We start from the raw sequence: 15582 nt of genomic DNA, 5'->3' as shown, positions 1-15582 counted from the left end.
ACGGGCGCTCTCGCCACGGCCGGTGCTGCGGCGGTGACGACCGCCGCGGTCCGGGGCCTGCACCGCACGGGCCGGCTGCCCGGGGGCAGCGCCCGCTGGGAGCGGACCAACCACACCGGGGCCACGGTCACGCTGACCGACGGGGTCGCCCTGGCCGCCGGCGCCACGGTGCCGCTGGTGCTTGTCGACCCGCCTGCGGCTCTGGCCACCGCCGGGGCGGCGCTCGCCGGGGCGGTCGACGACCTCACCGGGTCCGCCACCGCCGCCAAGGGCCTGCGCGGCCACCTGCGCGCCCTGGCCGCCGGGGAGCCGACGACGGGCGTGCTGAAGGTCGCCGCCCTGGCAGGCTCCGGGCTGCTCGCCTGCGCCTGGTCGGACCACCGGGACGGCAGGGGCATGACGTCCTCCACCCTCGCGGGGGCAGCGCTCGTCGCGGGCGCGGCCAACCTGGCCAACCTGTTCGACCTGCGCCCCGGGCGGGCGCTGAAGGTGTTCCTGGCGCTGGGTGCGCCCCTGGCCGTCGAAGGCCGGCCGGCGGCCGGTGCCGTGCTGGGAGGCGGCCTCGTGGTCCTGCGCGACGACCTGCGGGGCGCCTCGATGCTGGGTGACACCGGGGCCAACCCGCTCGGCGCCGCCGTCGGCCTGGCCGCCGCGCAGGCTCTGGGCGGTCGGGGACGGGCGACGGCGCTGGCCGCGGTGGTGGCGCTGACCCTGGCCAGCGAGCGGGTCAGCTTCACGCGCGTGATCGAGTCGACCCCCGTCCTGCGCGAGCTCGACCGGTGGGGCAGACCGACGTGACGGCGGGCCCCGCGCCCGTCGCGCCCAGCCCGCGCCTGTCGCGCCAGGGGCTCCTCGCGGCCGCGGGGGTGGTGGCGGCCGTCACCCTCGTCGCCCGGGCCGTGGGGCTCGTGCGGTGGTTCGTCTTCTCCAAGGCCGTCGGTGCCACCTGCGTCGGCCAGGTCTATATGACGGCCAACCAGGTGCCCAACGTCCTGTTCGAGGTCGCCGCCGGGGGCGCGCTGGCGGCCGTCGCGGTCCCGCTGGTGTCGGCGCACCTGCAGCGCGGCGACGAGCAGCGGGCCGACCGCACCGCCTCGGCGCTGCTGACCTGGTCGCTGACGGTCCTGCTGCCGCTCGCGGCGCTGGTCGCGCTGGCGGCCGGCCCGGTGACGCTCTGGCTGCTCGGGACCCCGGCGGGGTGCGACCCGCAGGACGCCCTGGCGGCTGCCCGGCTCATGCTCGTGCTCTTCGCCCCCCAGGTGGTGCTCTACGGGGTCGGCATCGTGCTCACCGGCGTCCTGCAGGCGCACCGCCGGTTCCTGGCCGCGGCGGTGGCGCCGCTGCTGTCCAGCGTCGTCGTCATCGGGGTCTATGTCGTCTTCGCCGCCCTGCACGAGCCGGACGTGCCGCTGGGCACGCTGCCCGCCGAGGCCGTCTGGCTGCTCGCCGGGGGCACCACGGTCGGCGTCGCGGCGCTCACCCTGCCCCTGCTGCTGCCGGCCGCGCGCCTGGGCGTGCGCTGGCGCCCGACGTGGCGCTTCCCCGAGGGGACGGGCCGGCGCGCCGGTGCGCTGGCGCTCGCCGGCGTCGCCGTGGTCGGGGCCCAGCAGCTGGCCGCGGTCGTCATCCTGCTCCTGGCCAACGCCGCCGACGGTGTCGCGACCATCACGGTCTGGACCTATGCCCAGACGGCATACCTGCTGCCCTACGCCGTCCTCGTGGTGCCGCTGGCCACCGTCGCCTTCCCCCGGCTGACCGGTCACCGCGAGGAGGCCACCGGGGTGCTGCGCCGGGCCCTCGTGCTCTCCGTCACGGCCGCGGTCGTCGCCGCCGCCGTGCTGGTCGCTGTCCGCGACCACGTCGGCGCCGCCTTCCTCCTGCTCGACGCCGGAGCCGACGGACCCGGGCGCGACGCCCTGGACGCGTTGCCGCTGACGCTCGCGGCGCTGGCCCCCGGCCTCGTCGGCTACGCGCTCGTCGCCGTCGGGACGCGGGCTCTCTACGCGGTGGGCTCACCGCGGCGGGCCGCTGCCGCCGCCTCCGCGGGCTGGGCGGTCGCCGCGCTGCTGCCCCTGCTCCTCGTGCCCGTCGGGGCCGACGCCCGCGACACCCTGCTGCTGCTGGCCGTGGGCTCGAGCGTGGGCATGTCCGTCGCCGGGATGCTGCTCGTCGTCGAGGTCGTGCGGGCCTGGGGCGGGCCGGCCGTGCGGGGTGTGCTGCGCGGGGGAGCGGGGGCGCTCGGGGGTGCGGCGGTCGGTGCTCTCGCCGCGGAGCTGCTGCTGCCGGGCACCGGGAGCGGCTGGCTGGAGGTGCTGGGCCGGGCCGCCGGGGCCGGCACGCTCGTGCTGGCCCTGTCCACGGCCGGGGTGCGCCTCCTCGCCCCACGGGCCTGGAAGGACGTCGTCGAGAGGTTGAGGTCATGAAGATCATGCTGGTCACCGCCCTGGTCGCCGGTGGTGTGGGCTCCCACGTCCGCGCCCTCGCCGGGGGACTCGCCGCTGACGGGCACCGCGTCGTGGTGGCCTGCCCGCCCTCCGTCGCCGACCGGCTCGGCCCACCTGCGGCCGGTGTGACCTACGTCGACGTGCCGGTCGGTTCGCGGCCCCACCCGGTCCGCGACCGCCGCGCCGTGCGGCTGCTGCGCGGTCTGATGCACGGGGCCGACGTGGTGCACGCGCACGGGCTGCGCGCGGGGGCCCTCACGGTCACCGCCCGTCGGGTCGGCCGGGCACCACGCCCACGCCTGGTGGTGACCACGCACAACGCCCCGCCCGAGGGGCGCGCCGCACGGGCCGTCTACGCCGTGCTGGAGCAGGTCGTGGCCCACGGGGCCGACCAGGTCCTGTGCGTCTCCCCGGACCTCGTCGACCGGGCCCACCGCGCCGGTGCCGCGCACCCGGCCCTGGCCGTCGTGCCCGCCCCCTCCGCCGACCCGGTGCCGGAGGAGGAGCGTCGCGTCGTCCGCGCGAGGGTCCGCCGGGGTCTGGGGCTGGCCGCGGACGGTGACGTCGCGCTGGTCGTCAACGCCGGCCGGCTGAGCCAGCAGAAGGACCAGGCCACCCTCGTCGAGGCCGTCGACCTGCTCACGGACGGCATCCTCGCCAGGGGTGGGCAGCGTGCCCTGCCGGTGCTCGTCGTCGCCGGGGAGGGACCGGCGCGCCCGGCCCTCGAGGCGCGGGTGAGCGCCACCCACGAGCGCACGGACGTGCGCCTGGTGGGGCACCGCGCCGACCTGCCCGACCTGCTGGTCGCGGCCGACGTCGTGGTGTCCTCCGCGCGGTGGGAGGGTCAGCCGGTCTGGCTGCAGGAGGCGCTGCACGCCGGGGCGCCGGTGGTGGCGACCGACGTCGGCGGCACCTCCACCGTGCTCGGCGACGCGGGGCTGCTGGTGGACGGGGGGACGGGCGGTGACCGGGCACGCGCGCTCGCCGACGCCCTCGCCCGGGTGCTCGACGAGCCGGCGCTGCGCGAGGACCTGCGACGGCGGTCGCTCGAACGTGCCGCCCAGCTGCCCACGCAGGCCGACGCGGTGCGGGCGGCGCTGACGGCATACCGACCGCCGGAGCCCGGATGAGCGCGGGCGCGCGACACCCGGGTGTCCCTCGTCCGGTGCGCCCCGGGCGTCACGTAGACTGGTAGCCCGTGGTGGAGACGACAAAGCACATTTTCGTGACCGGGGGCGTCGCTTCCTCGCTGGGCAAGGGCCTGACGGCCTCCAGCCTGGGGTTCCTGCTCCGATCGCGCGGCCTGCGCGTGACGATGCAGAAGCTCGACCCCTACATCAACGTGGACCCGGGGACCATGAACCCCTTCCAGCACGGCGAGGTCTTCGTCACCGAGGACGGTGCCGAGTGCGACCTGGACATCGGCCACTACGAGCGGTTCCTCAACACCAACCTCTCCGGCCGGTCCAACGTCACGACCGGCCAGGTCTACAACGACGTCATCGCCCGCGAGCGGCGGGGTGAGTACCTCGGGGACACGGTCCAGGTGATCCCGCACATCACCAACGAGATCAAGGCCCGGATGCGCGCCGCGGCGGCCCCCGCCGACGGCCAAGCCCCCGACATCATCATCACCGAGATCGGCGGCACCGTCGGCGACATCGAGTCCCTGCCCTTCCTCGAGGCTGCCCGGCAGGTGCGCCACGACATCGGCCGCGCCAACTGCTTCTTCCTGCACGTCTCCCTGGTGCCCTACCTGGCGCCCAGCGGGGAGCTGAAGACCAAGCCCACCCAGCACTCGGTGGCAGCCCTGCGCCAGGTCGGCATCACCCCCGACGCGCTGGTGCTGCGGGCCGACCGGGAGATCCCCGACGGCATCAAGCGCAAGATCTCGCTGATGTGCGACGTCGACGCCGACGGGGTCGCCGCCTGCATCGACGCCCCCAGCATCTACGACATCCCCAAGGTGCTGCACCGGGAGATGCTCGACGCCTACGTCGTGCGCCACCTGGGTATGCCGTTCCGCGACGTGGACTGGACGGCCTGGGACGCGCTGCTCGAGCGCGTGCACGAGCCGGAGCACCGCGTGGAGATCGCGCTCGTGGGCAAGTACGTCGACCTGCCCGACGCCTACCTGTCGGTGACCGAGGCGCTGCGCGCCGGGGGCTTCCGGCACGACGCCCGCGTGGACATCCGCTGGGTCGCCTCGGACGAGTGCCAGACCGAGGCGGGCGCGAGCCGCGCGCTGCAGGGGGTCGACGCGGTGCTGGTGCCGGGAGGCTTCGGCGTCCGGGGCATCGAGGGCAAGATCGGCGCGCTGCGCTGGACCCGCGAGCGGCAGGTGCCGACGCTCGGCATCTGCCTGGGCCTGCAGGCGATGGTCATCGAGCACGCCCGCAACGTCGCCGGTATCGAGGGCGCGAGCTCCACCGAGTTCGACCCGCAGACCCCGGAGCCGGTCATCGCCACCATGGCCGAGCAGAAGGCCATCGTCGACGGCGCCGGAGACCTGGGCGGCACCATGCGCCTGGGGTCCTACACCGCGGCGCTGCGGCCGGGCTCGGTGGTGGCCCAGGCCTACGGCGGCACGGAGGTGACCGAGCGCCACCGGCACCGCTACGAGGTCAACAACGCCTACCGCGACCAGCTCACCGAGGCCGGCCTGGTCTTCTCCGGCACCTCCCCGGAGGGCACCCTGGTGGAGTTCGTCGAGCTGCCCCGCGAGGTGCACCCCTACTACGTCTCGACCCAGGCCCACCCCGAGTTCAAGTCCCGGCCCGACCACGCACACCCGCTGTTCGCGGGCCTGGTCGCGGCGGCGCTGGACCAGCAGCGCAGCCAGCGGCTGGTCGAGGTGGAGGGGCGCCAGCACCAGCACGAGCTGCCGGTCTGAGCCGGCGATGACGCTCGACGCGCCGCGCCTCGGGGTTGCCGACCTGCACGACCTGCCGGGAAGCAGGCCGGTGCTGGGCACCGAGGTGTCCCACCGCGGGCGGGTCTGGGACGTGCGTACCGACCGCGTGGACCTGGGTGAGGGCGGAGTCGCGGTCCGCGACTACGTCGAGCACCCCGGAGCCGTGGTCGTCCTCGCCGTCCGCGAGGACCGTGGGCAGCCGGAGATCCTGGTGATCCGGCAGTACCGGCACCCCGTCGGCGCGGAGGACTGGGAGCTGCCGGCCGGGCTCCTGGACGTCGAGGGCGAACCGCCGCTGGAGGCGGCCCGCCGCGAGCTGGCCGAGGAGGCCGACCTGCGCGCCCAGAGGTGGGAGGAGCTGCTCACCTTCACCCCCTCGCCCGGAAGCCTGGGGGAGCGCATCACGCTGTTCCTGGCGACGGGTCTCTCGGACGTCGCCGAGGACGAGCGGCACGAGCGTGAGCACGAGGAGGTCGGTATGCCCGTGGGCTGGGTCCCCCTGCAGGACGCCGTCCGCGCCGTGCTCGGCGGGCAGGTGCACAACGGCCCGCTCATGCTCTCCGTGCTGGCGCTGCACGCTCGCCGCAGCTGAGGCGTGGCGAGGAGAGTCAGAGCGGGACGACGGTGGTCCCGAGCAGCAGGGCGAGCAGGCCGCCGACCACGCTGACCACGACGTAGCCGCTCAGCAGGTACAGCACGCCCCACCCGCCGCCCACGCGTAGGCCGCCCGCGGCCCGAGCGTGCCGATGCCCCCCGAGCTCGTAGACGGCGTAGGCCAGCACGCCCAGCCCGGCGGGCATCTGGACCAGCCAGAACCAGAACCAGCGGTTGCCGTGCACCGGGCGGGGGCCGGCCACCACGAGAGCCAGGGTGCCGAGCGCGAGGGCGAGCCCGCTCACCTGGCTGACGTGCCAGGCGGGGGGCATGCGAGCGGTCCCCACGGCGGGCAGGTCGCGCGCCAGGAGCGTGTCGCGCAGCTCCTCCCCGGTCGGCTCCGAGCTCCACCCGCTGGTGGAGCTGGGCGGCCCGAACGCGCCGTGGTGAGGGTCGGCCACACGCACGCGCTGCCCGTCGGCCACGGTGTAGACCACCTTCCACGGCTGACCCTCCGTGGCGGGGTCGGAAAGGGTCCCGGGATCCGTCGCCGTCCACCACGGACCTCCCGGCGCGGGGTCGGAGCTGACCACCGTCATGGAGGTGACCTGGTGCTTCTCGTGCTCGAGCGTCAGCCATGGCACGGTCTCGTAGCCCCCGACGAAGGAGGTGACGAGGTGGACCGCCCAGCCGCCCATGAGCAGTGCCGCGGCCACGAGCCGCAGCACCGGCCCGGCGGTCCGTCGGCGGGTGGGGGAGCGGGCCTCCTGCGCGAGCGTCATACCCCGCAGTGTGCACCTCGCCGCCGGTCCCGTGGGGAAACCGTGTGCGCGTCGCTCCGGGCGGCCCGTAGACTGGGTCCTCGTGCGCGGGGGCGGGTGTGACGCCCCGCCGGGTCGGGAGCGGCCCACCCGTGCACCGCGCGTGCGGCGGACCGACGAGAGGCCAGGACATCGTCTCCTGGCGAAGGTGTGGTGGCACCGCGACCTGGCCCCCGCCCACACCTGACAGGGCTTGCCCTGTCGTCACCGCTGGGGGCATCTCCTCAGCGGTCGCGACCCGAGAGGAGACACCATGCTTCGCACCCACGACGCCGGCACCCTGCGCCCCGAGCACGCCGGCACCACCGTGACCCTCACCGGCTGGGTGGCCCGCCGCCGCGACCACGGCGGGGTCGCCTTCATCGACCTGCGTGACGCCAGCGGCGTCGTCCAGGTCGTCGCCCGTGACGAGGTCCTCACCGGCACCGCGCACGACCTGCGCAGCGAGTACTGCGTGCAGGTCGTCGGCGAGGTCACCCCGCGCGCGGACAAGGACGTCAACCCCGAGCTGCCCACCGGCGCGGTCGACGTGGTCGCCGCGCAGATCGAGGTGCTCAGCGAGTCCGCGCCCCTGCCCTTCCAGATCGACGAGCGCGTCAACGTGGGTGAGGAGGCGCGGCTGAAGCACCGTTACCTCGACCTGCGCCGCCCCGGTGCCAGCGCCGTGGGGCAGAACCTCCGTCTGCGCTCGCGGGTCAACGCGGCCGCGCGCGACCTGCTCAATTCCCGCGACTTCGTCGAGATCGAGACCCCGACGCTGACCCGGTCCACGCCCGAGGGCGCGCGTGACTTCCTCGTGCCCGCACGCCTGCAGCCGGGCAGCTGGTACGCGCTGCCCCAGAGCCCGCAGCTGTTCAAGCAGCTGCTCATGGTCTCGGGCATGGAGCGCTACTACCAGATCGCGCGCTGCTACCGCGACGAGGACTTCCGCGCCGACCGGCAGCCGGAGTTCACCCAGCTCGACATCGAGATGAGCTTCGTCGAGCAGGACGACGTGATCGAGCTGGGGGAGCAGATCGCCCAGGCGGTCTGGGGTGTCCGGGGGATCGAGCTGAGCACCCCCTTCCCGCGCATCTCCTACGCCGAGGCCATGCGACGCTACGGCACGGACAAACCCGACCTGCGCTTCGACCTCGAGATCGTCGAGTGCACCGGCTACTTCGCCGACACCCCCTTCCGGGTGTTCCAGGCCGAGTACGTCGGCGCGGTCGTGATGCCCGGCGGCGGCTCGCAGCCGCGGCGGCAGTTCGACGCCTGGCAGGAGTGGGCCCGGCAGCGCGGCGCCAAGGGCCTGGCCTACGTGACCGTGGGCGAGGACGGCGAGCTGGCCGGCCCGGTGGCCAAGAACCTCTCCGAGGGGGAGCGGGCGGGGCTGGCCGAGCACGTCGGCGCCCGGCCGGGTGACGCCGTCTTCTTCGCGGCCGGGGCCACCAAGGCCTCCCGGGCGCTGCTCGGGGCGGCCCGCCTGGAGATCGGCCGGCGCTGCGAGCTCATCGACGAGGACGCGTGGAGCTTTGTCTGGGTGGTCGACGCCCCGCTGTTCGAGCCGGCGTCGGAGGCCGTGGAGGCCGGTGACGTCGCGGTCGGTGCCGGGGCCTGGACGGCCGTGCACCACGCCTTCACCTCACCCCAGGCGCAGTTCCTGGACACGATGGAGTCCGACCCCGGCGCCGTCCTGGCCTACGCCTACGACCTGGTGTGCAACGGCAACGAGATCGGCGGCGGCTCCATCCGTATCCACCGGCGGGACGTGCAGGAGCGGGTCTTCGCCATCATGGGCCTCGACGAGCAGCAGGCGGAGGAGAAGTTCGGTTTCCTGCTCGAGGCGTTCAAGTACGGCGCGCCGCCGCACGGCGGCATCGCCTTCGGCTGGGACCGCATCGTGGCCCTGCTCGCGGGCACGGACTCCATCCGTGACGTCATCGCCTTCCCGAAGTCCGGCGGCGGGTTCGACCCGCTCACGGAGGCGCCGGCCCCGATCACGCCGGAGCAGCGCAAGGAGGCGGGTGTCGACGCCCGGCCCGAGCCCTCTGCGCCGGCGCCGCAGGGTGCCGAGGAGGTCAGCCCCCGGCACAGCTGACGCGCGACGACCGGCCGCCCCGCTCGTGGGGGTGGTCGGTCAGCCGTCGCTGAGGTGCCGCGAGCACCACCGCCGTGCCGTGCGGTAGCCGAGCCGTCGGTACAGCCGACGGGCCACGTCGTTGTCGCTGAACATCCCCAGCGTCGCCACCCCGTGCTGCTCGACCGCCCAGCGGGTCAGCGCGGCCGAGACCACGTGGCCCCAGCCGCGGCCCCGGGCGTGCCTGGCCGTGAGGATCCCCGCCAGGTGCGGCACGCCGGAGTCCTCGCGCTCCGCCCCGCCCACCGCCAGCAGCGACCCGTCGTCGTCGCGCACGCCCAGCCAGCGCGCCACCGCACCCTCGCCGATGCGGGTCCACACGCGCGGGTTGTGCTGGTGCGCGAAGGCCCGCAGCTCGTGGGCGTCCGCGAGGTCGTCGAGCACGTGCAGCCGCTGCTCGCGCGGGTCCACGTCCGGCGCTGTCGTGGTCCACATCCACTCCCAGTCCCCGCCCTGGTCCGTGAGGGGCAGGAGCGCCCGACCCAGGGCCGCGTGCTCGGCCGGCACCGAGGCCGAGCGAGCACTCCATACCTGAAGGACACCGGTGGCCACGACCGACCGCAGCGCGGAGGCCACCCGCCCGGCCTCCTCCGACAGCGCCTCGCCGGAGGGCACCAGGTCGACCGGGTGGTCCGGTCGCAGCGGGGCGACCCACAGACCGGGCCGGTGGCCCGTCCGCTGCACCACCGCCACGCCCTCGTGGACGAACGCCTCGCCCGGCAGGGGGTCGGCCAGGGCCCAGCGCACCCAGGGGTCGTCGCCGGCGTGCTCGAGGAGGGTGGCGCGGTCCACCCGCGTGCTGCGGGCGGGCAGGGGTGGGGCCATCGAGGTCCTGCCTTGGGGGGAGGGGCGCGGGTCGGCCCAAGGCTAGGTCAGGGGCGGCCGGGCCACGCCGGGGGACGCACGGACGAGCCGGGTGCGGAGCTTCTCCGCACCCGGCTCAGGAGCGTGCCCGAGAGTGACCAGGCTCAGGCGATGCGCTCCAGCTCCGGCTGCTCGACGGGCGCCGGGGTGACCGGGGCCTCGCGACGGCCGGCGGCCCAGAAGAGACCGGCGCCGGTGAGCAGGTTGATGGCGCCGAGGCCGGCGAGGAGGGCCACCAGGCCCAGGGCCAGCTTGAGGGCGGAGGCGGTGACGGTGCCGACACCCAGCTCGCCGGTCAGGCCGTGGACGGTGCCGGTCCAGATGAGGGGACGGGCGGCGGCGTCGACCGGGCTGGTGCGGTCGAAGTCGTTCCAGTAGCGGCCGTCGCCGTTGACCTCGACCGTCCAGCCCTCGGCCGGGAACGGGTCGGGGACCGCCACGGTCTCGCCGTTGACGGTGACCTCGGTCAGCGCGTTGCCGTCGCCGTCGACCAGCTGGTCCTCGGTCAGGGTGACCGGGTAGGTGCCGTCGATGACGTGGTGGGTGATGGTGGCCATCTGGTACATGTACTCGCTCGCGGTGTTGACCAGCGGGTCGTCGGGGTCCATCTCGCGGTCGGAGACCGGGTAGCCCCACTCGTCCTCGAGCATCGTCATGATGCCCTCGGCCGCCGCGGTCTCGCCACGGTCGGTGAGCTGGCCGTCCTCGTTGTAGCTCAGCTCGACGCCCTGCACCTCGCTGAAGCTCTGCAGCGAGTGCTTGCCGTCCTGGTACATGCTGAAGGCCACGCCGGAGCCGATGAAGAACACCAGGCCGAAGACCATGAGCATGATCCCGACAAGGCGAAGACGCTGTGCCATGTCAAACCTCCTCCGGGTCATGCCCGGATCGAGAAGAGGGCCGGTCCGACCGGACCGGTCCGGAAGTCCGGGTCTGGGCTTCCGGTACTCATACTGCACGTAGTACGACTGCGTGTAGTAGGGACGAAGGTCCCGGGATGGGCGGCCAGAGGTCACTCGTCCGCCCGGCTCCTGGCTGCCCGACCCGGGGACCGCCTGGGTACCCTGCGATGGTGTCGGCGAGCAGCGGTTCAGACCTCTTCAGCGCGGCGGCGGGTGACAGCGGCGACCGCGGTGACCTGCGCCCGCCCCTGGCGGTGCGGATGCGCCCCCGCACGCTGGAGGAGGTGGCCGGGCAGGAGGACGTCCTGCGCCCCGGCTCGCCCATGCGCCGGCTCATCGAGGGTGCCGGGGGGCTCGCCGGGCCGCTCTCGGCCATCCTGTGGGGCCCTCCCGGGACCGGCAAGACCACCCTCGCCCACCTCGTCGCCACCGCCGCTGACCGGCGCTTCGTCGAGCTGTCCGCGGTGACCGCCGGCGTCAAGGACGTGCGTGCCGTGATGGACCAGGCGGTCCACGACCGCTCGCTGCACGGGCGCCAGACCGTCCTGTTCCTCGACGAGATCCACCGCTTCACCAAGGCCCAGCAGGACGCGCTCCTGCCCGGCGTGGAGAACCGCCTGGTCATCCTGGTCGCGGCCACCACGGAGAACCCGTCGTTCTCGGTCATCGCCCCGCTGCTGTCCCGCTCGGTCCTCGTGCGTCTCGGGCCGCTGACCGACGAGCAGGTCCGCGGGGTGGTCGGCCGGGCCCTGGCCGACGAGCGCGGCCTGGCCGGGGAGTTCACCCTCGCCGACGAGGCCCTCGAGCATCTCGTGCGGATGGCCGGCGGCGACGCCCGGCGGGCCCTCACCACGCTCGAGGCGGCCGCCGGGGTGGCGGCGGACGCGCGCCCTGCGGGAGCCGAGGACGAGCCGGCGGCGATCGCCCTGGGGACCGTGGAGGCGGCGATGGCCCACGCCGCCGTGCGCTACGACCGGGCCGGCGACCAGCACTACGACGTCGCCAGCGCCTTCATCAAGTCCATGCGCGGCTCCGACGTGGATGCGGCGCTGCACTACCTCGCCCGTCAGCTCGAGGCCGGCGAGGACCCGCGCTTCATCGCCCGGCGCATCGTGATCGCCGCGAGCGAGGACGTCGGTCTGGGTGACCCCACCGCCCTGCAGACCGCCGTGGCCGCCATGCACGCGGTCGCCCAGATCGGGATGCCCGAGGCCCGCATCGTGCTGGCCCAGGCGGTCATCCACAACGCCCTGGCGCCCAAGTCCAACGCGGCCTACGCGGCGGTCAACGCCGCCGTCGCCGACGTGCGCGCCGGCCGGGGCGGCCCCGTCCCGGCGCACCTGCGCGGCAGCGGGTATGCCGGGGCCGCCCGGCTCGGGCACGGGGACGGCTACCGCTACAGCCACGACGAGCCGGCGGGCGTCGGGCCGCAGCAGTTCCTGCCCGACGACCTGGCCGAGGCCGACGTCGACTACTACCGCCCGACGGGCCGCGGGTGGGAGGAGCGGCTCGGTGCGCGGTGGGCCGAGCTCCGGCGGATCGTGCGCGGTCGCTGACGCCCGGCCGCCCGCGCCCGCCCCTGCGCAGGGTCACGGCTACCGGCCTGGGGTCAGGAAGGGCGCAGCGGCGGCGGCTAGAGTGGCTCAGTCCGTCCCCACCCTGAGGAGACCATGGAAACCGCCGAGATCCGCCGTCGTTGGCTGAGGTTCTTCGAGAGCAAGGGCCACACGGTGGTGCCCAGCGCACCGCTGGTCTACGACGACCCCAACCTGCTGTTCGTCAACGCCGGGATGGTGCCGTTCAAGCCCTACTTCCTGGGGCAGCAGACCGCACCCTGGCCGCGGGCCACCAGTGTGCAGAAGTGCGTGCGCACGCTGGACATCGAGGAGGTCGGCAAGACCACCCGACACGGCACCTTCTTCCAGATGAACGGCAACTTCTCCTTCGGCGACTACTTCAAGGAGGGGGCGATCTCCCACGCCTGGGAGCTGATCACGGGCTCCCAGGACGACGGCTTCCTGGGCTTCGACCCCGGCTCGATCTGGGTCACCGTCCTCGACGGTGACGACGAGGCGGCCGACCTGTGGCACCGCGTCGCCGGCCTGCCGCAGGAGCGGATCCAGCGCCGCGGGCTGGCGGACAACTACTGGCACATGGGGGTCCCCGGCCCCGGTGGCCCCTGCAGCGAGATCTACGTCGACCGCGGCCCCGAGCACGGCCCGGACGGCGGCCCGGTGGTGGACGAGGACCGTTTCCTGGAGATCTGGAACCTCGTCTTCATGCAGGAGGAGCTCTCCGAGGTGCGCTCGAAGGTGGACTTCGACATCACCGGCGAGCTGCCCCGCAAGAACATCGACACCGGCATGGGGCTGGAGCGGGTCGCCTACCTGCTGCAGGGGGTCGACAACCTCTACGAGATCGACGAGGTCTATCCCGTCATCGAGCGCGCCGAGGAGCTCTCCGGACGCTCCTACGGGGCCGGCCACGAGGACGACGTCCGGTTCCGTGTCGTCGCCGACCACGTGCGCTCGGGCCTGATGCTCATGGGCGACGGGGTCACGCCGGGCAACGAGGGGCGCGGTTACGTGCTGCGCCGGCTGCTGCGCCGGGCGGTGCGCTCCATGCGCCTGCTGGGGGTGCACGACGCGGCGCTGCCCGAGCTGCTCCCGGTCAGCAAGGACGTGATGAGGACCTCCTACCCCGAGCTCGAGCGCGACTGGGGACGGATCAGCGAGACGGCCTACGCCGAGGAGGAGGCCTTCCGGCGCACCCTGGCCAGCGGCACCACGATCCTGGACACCGCGGTCGCCCGCGCCAAGAAGGCCGGCTCCTCCAGCCTGGGCGGGGACGAGGCCTTCCAGCTGCACGACACCTACGGCTTCCCGATCGACCTGACCCTCGAGATGGCCTCCGAGCAGGGCCTGACCGTGGACGAGGAGGGCTTCCGCTCGCTCATGACCGAGCAGCGCCAGCGCGCCAAGGCCGACGCCAGGGCCAAGAGGTCCGGGCACGGCGGCTCCGGTGCCTACCGCGCCCTCGCCGACCGGCTGGGCGGCGAGGTCGAGTTCACCGGCTACGAGCAGATGGCGGGGCAGGCACCGCTCGTCGGGCTCCTTGCCGACGGGCAGGAGGTCGACCGCCTCGCGCTCGCGCCCGAGCACGCTGAGGACGGCATGGACGTCGAGCTCGTCCTGCGGGCGACCCCGTTCTACGCCGAGGCCGGTGGCCAGCTGGCCGACCACGGCCTGATCCGGCTCGACTCCGGGGCCGTGGTCCGGGTCACCGACGTGCAGCGGCCGCTCCCGGGCCTGATCGTCCACCGCGGCCGCCTGGTCGAGGGCGAGCTCGCCGTCGGGCAGGCCGCCAGCGCCGAGATCGACACGCTGCGGCGCGCCTCGGTCTCGCGCGCGCACACGGCCACGCACATCGTGCACAAGGTCCTGCGCGAGACGCTCGGGGACACGGCGACCCAGGCGGGCTCGGAGAACGCGCCCGGCCGGCTGCGGTTCGACTTCCGCTCCACGCGCGGGCTCTCCGCCGACGAGCTGGCCGCGGTCGAGGCCCGGATCAACGAGCGGCTGATGGACGACCTGCAGGTGAGCGCGGCCGAGATGTCGCTGACCGAGGCCCGTGAGATGGGGGCGATGGCCCTGTTCGGCGAGCGCTACCCCGACGTGGTGCGGGTCGTCTCCGTCGGCGGCCCGTGGTCGCTGGAGCTCTGCGGCGGCACCCACGTGCTCAACTCCGCGCAGCTGTCGTTGGTCAAGATCATGGGCGAGGCGTCGATCGGCTCCGGCGTGCGCCGGGTCGAGGCCCTCGTCGGCGCCGACGCCTACGGGCACCTGGCGCGGGAGAACGTCATCCTCAACCAGCTCACCGACACGCTCAAGGTCCGGCCGGACGAGGTGCCCGAGCGGGTCGCCCAGCTCATGGCGCGGCTCAAGGACGCCGAGCGGGAGATCGCGCGGGCCAAGGCTGCGCAGGTGCTGGCCGCCGCCGGTGGCCTGGCCGAGCGTGCCCGCGACGTCGCCGGCGTCACCTTCCTCGGTCACGACCTGGGGGACGGTGTCGGGGGTGACGACCTGCGACGGCTCGTCACGGACCTGCGCGGGCGCCTCGGGACCGACCGTCCCGTCGTCGTCGCCCTCACCGGGACCGCCTCCGGGCGGCCCAACGTCGTCGTCGCCACCAACGAGGCGGCCCGGAGCCGGGGCGTGCGCGCCGGTGCCCTGGTCAAGGTCGCCGCGCAGACGCTCGGTGGCGGTGGTGGCGGCAAGGACGACCTCGCCCAGGGCGGCGGGCAGGACCCCGCGCGCACCCAGGACGCGCTGCGGCGCATCGAGGACGAGCTCAGGGCGTGAGCGACCGTCCTGCAGGCCCGGGCGGTGAGGACACCGCCGCCCGGGCAGCCCCCGCCCGTGGCGGCGAAACCGCCACCGGCGTCCTGCTCGGGGTCGACGTCGGTGAGGCGCGGGTCGGGCTGGCCGCCAGCGACGCCGTCGGGCTGCTGGCCCACCCGGTGGCCACCCTGGCCCGCGACCACGCGCGGGGCAGCGACCTGGACGAGATCGCCGAGGAGGTCTCGACCAGGGGCGCCGTGGGCGTCGTCGTCGGGCTGCCCCGGACACTCTCGGGGCAGGAGGGATTGGCCGCGCGGCGCGCGCGCGACTACGCTGACTCACTGCAGCGGCGTCTGGAGGTGCCGGTGCGGCTGTATGACGAGCGCCTCACGACGGTCGACGCGCACCGGAACCTGCACCGCAGCGGTGTCCGGAGCCGCGACCAGCGAGTGGTGGTCGACCAGGCCGCAGCCGTCCTCATTCTTCAGGCGGTGCTCGACGCCCGACGTGCCGGCCGCCCAGCCGGCGTCCCCCTGCGGGCGCGCAAGCCCCGGACCCGGCGGTCCGGACCGACGTAAAGGACA

General features: G+C 74.5%; 12 protein-coding genes. 9 read left to right on the top strand and 3 right to left on the bottom strand.

Annotation, left to right across the window (positions count from 1 at the left end):
- Positions 1 to 33 precede the first annotated feature (33 nt).
- The 5 genes from K330_RS0111165 (at position 34) to K330_RS20760 (ending at position 5950) form a co-directional block, all read left to right on the top strand.
- On the top strand, positions 34 to 798 hold the full coding sequence (locus K330_RS0111165; protein ID WP_229665809.1) for a hypothetical protein: 765 nt from the start codon (positions 34 to 36) through the stop codon (positions 796 to 798).
- On the top strand, positions 780 to 2423 hold the full coding sequence (locus K330_RS20765; RefSeq protein ID WP_022921913.1) for a lipid II flippase MurJ: 1644 nt from the start codon (positions 780 to 782) through the stop codon (positions 2421 to 2423). Before K330_RS0111165 ends, K330_RS20765 begins: the two co-directional genes overlap by 19 nt.
- A complete protein-coding gene (locus tag K330_RS0111155) occupies positions 2420 to 3574 on the top strand; it encodes a glycosyltransferase family 4 protein (protein WP_022921912.1) in 1155 nt (384 codons plus the stop codon). Before K330_RS20765 ends, K330_RS0111155 begins: the two co-directional genes overlap by 4 nt.
- 68 nt (positions 3575 to 3642) lie before the next feature.
- Positions 3643 to 5337 carry a CTP synthase gene (locus K330_RS0111150; RefSeq protein ID WP_022921911.1) on the top strand — a complete coding sequence of 565 codons (1695 nt, stop codon included), beginning with the start codon at positions 3643 to 3645 and terminating at the stop codon, positions 5335 to 5337.
- Between the two features lie 7 nt (positions 5338 to 5344).
- Positions 5345 to 5950: an NUDIX domain-containing protein gene (locus K330_RS20760; protein WP_022921910.1), complete on the top strand. Its 606-nt coding sequence runs from the start codon at positions 5345 to 5347 to the stop codon at positions 5948 to 5950.
- Positions 5951 to 5966: 16 nt separating this feature from the next.
- Here K330_RS20760 and K330_RS0111140 read toward each other — a convergent pair whose 3' ends face one another.
- Positions 5967 to 6734 (bottom strand): hypothetical protein, encoded by a 768-nt coding sequence (locus K330_RS0111140; RefSeq protein WP_022921909.1) that lies wholly within the window; start codon positions 6732 to 6734, stop codon positions 5967 to 5969.
- Positions 6735 to 7026: 292 nt separating this feature from the next.
- Here K330_RS0111140 and aspS point away from each other — a divergent pair, with 292 nt between their 5' ends.
- On the top strand, positions 7027 to 8853 hold the full coding sequence (aspS, locus tag K330_RS0111135; protein WP_022921908.1) for an aspartate--tRNA ligase: 1827 nt from the start codon (positions 7027 to 7029) through the stop codon (positions 8851 to 8853).
- A 39-nt stretch (positions 8854 to 8892) separates the two neighbouring features.
- Here aspS and K330_RS22750 read toward each other — a convergent pair whose 3' ends face one another.
- Both K330_RS22750 and K330_RS0111125 read right to left on the bottom strand, forming a co-directional pair.
- Positions 8893 to 9717 (bottom strand): GNAT family N-acetyltransferase, encoded by an 825-nt coding sequence (locus K330_RS22750; protein WP_022921907.1) that lies wholly within the window; start codon positions 9715 to 9717, stop codon positions 8893 to 8895.
- 143 nt (positions 9718 to 9860) lie between these two features.
- The gene (locus K330_RS0111125; RefSeq protein WP_022921906.1) at positions 9861 to 10616 is read right to left on the bottom strand and encodes a hypothetical protein; all 756 of its coding nucleotides are present in this window, start codon (positions 10614 to 10616) and stop codon (positions 9861 to 9863) included.
- Between the two features lie 212 nt (positions 10617 to 10828).
- On the opposite strand from K330_RS0111125, the gene K330_RS0111120 reads away from it, so the two are divergent.
- From K330_RS0111120 to ruvX, 3 genes are all read left to right on the top strand, one after another.
- Complete coding sequence (locus K330_RS0111120) at positions 10829 to 12214, top strand: replication-associated recombination protein A (protein WP_229665810.1); 1386 nt, start codon at positions 10829 to 10831, stop codon at positions 12212 to 12214.
- A gap of 114 nt (positions 12215 to 12328) precedes the next feature.
- On the top strand, positions 12329 to 15019 hold the full coding sequence (alaS, locus tag K330_RS0111115) for an alanine--tRNA ligase (RefSeq protein WP_022921904.1): 2691 nt from the start codon (positions 12329 to 12331) through the stop codon (positions 15017 to 15019).
- Positions 15020 to 15102: 83 nt separating this feature from the next.
- Positions 15103 to 15576: a Holliday junction resolvase RuvX gene (ruvX, locus tag K330_RS0111110; protein WP_029202576.1), complete on the top strand. Its 474-nt coding sequence runs from the start codon at positions 15103 to 15105 to the stop codon at positions 15574 to 15576.
- The last annotated feature ends 6 nt before the right edge of the window (positions 15577 to 15582 follow it).

The sequence above is a fragment of the Ornithinimicrobium pekingense DSM 21552 genome, assembly GCF_000421185.1.
In the GTDB taxonomy this organism is placed as follows: domain Bacteria; phylum Actinomycetota; class Actinomycetes; order Actinomycetales; family Dermatophilaceae; genus Ornithinicoccus; species Ornithinicoccus pekingensis.
This window is presented reverse-complemented; position numbering and strand designations above follow the sequence as displayed.

Excerpts from the sequence above, each read along its gene's own strand:
- alaS (WP_022921904.1), top strand. The coding sequence starts at position 12,329 with ATGGAAACCGCCGAGATCCGCCGTCGTTGGCTGAGGTTCTTCGAGAGC.
- K330_RS0111140 (WP_022921909.1), bottom strand. The coding sequence starts at position 6,734 with ATGACGCTCGCGCAGGAGGCCCGCTCCCCCACCCGCCGACGGACCGCC.
- K330_RS0111125 (WP_022921906.1), bottom strand. The coding sequence starts at position 10,616 with ATGGCACAGCGTCTTCGCCTTGTCGGGATCATGCTCATGGTCTTCGGC.
- K330_RS22750 (WP_022921907.1), bottom strand. The coding sequence starts at position 9,717 with ATGGCCCCACCCCTGCCCGCCCGCAGCACGCGGGTGGACCGCGCCACC.
- aspS (WP_022921908.1), top strand. The coding sequence starts at position 7,027 with ATGCTTCGCACCCACGACGCCGGCACCCTGCGCCCCGAGCACGCCGGC.
- K330_RS20760 (WP_022921910.1), top strand. The coding sequence starts at position 5,345 with ATGACGCTCGACGCGCCGCGCCTCGGGGTTGCCGACCTGCACGACCTG.
- K330_RS0111155 (WP_022921912.1), top strand. The coding sequence starts at position 2,420 with ATGAAGATCATGCTGGTCACCGCCCTGGTCGCCGGTGGTGTGGGCTCC.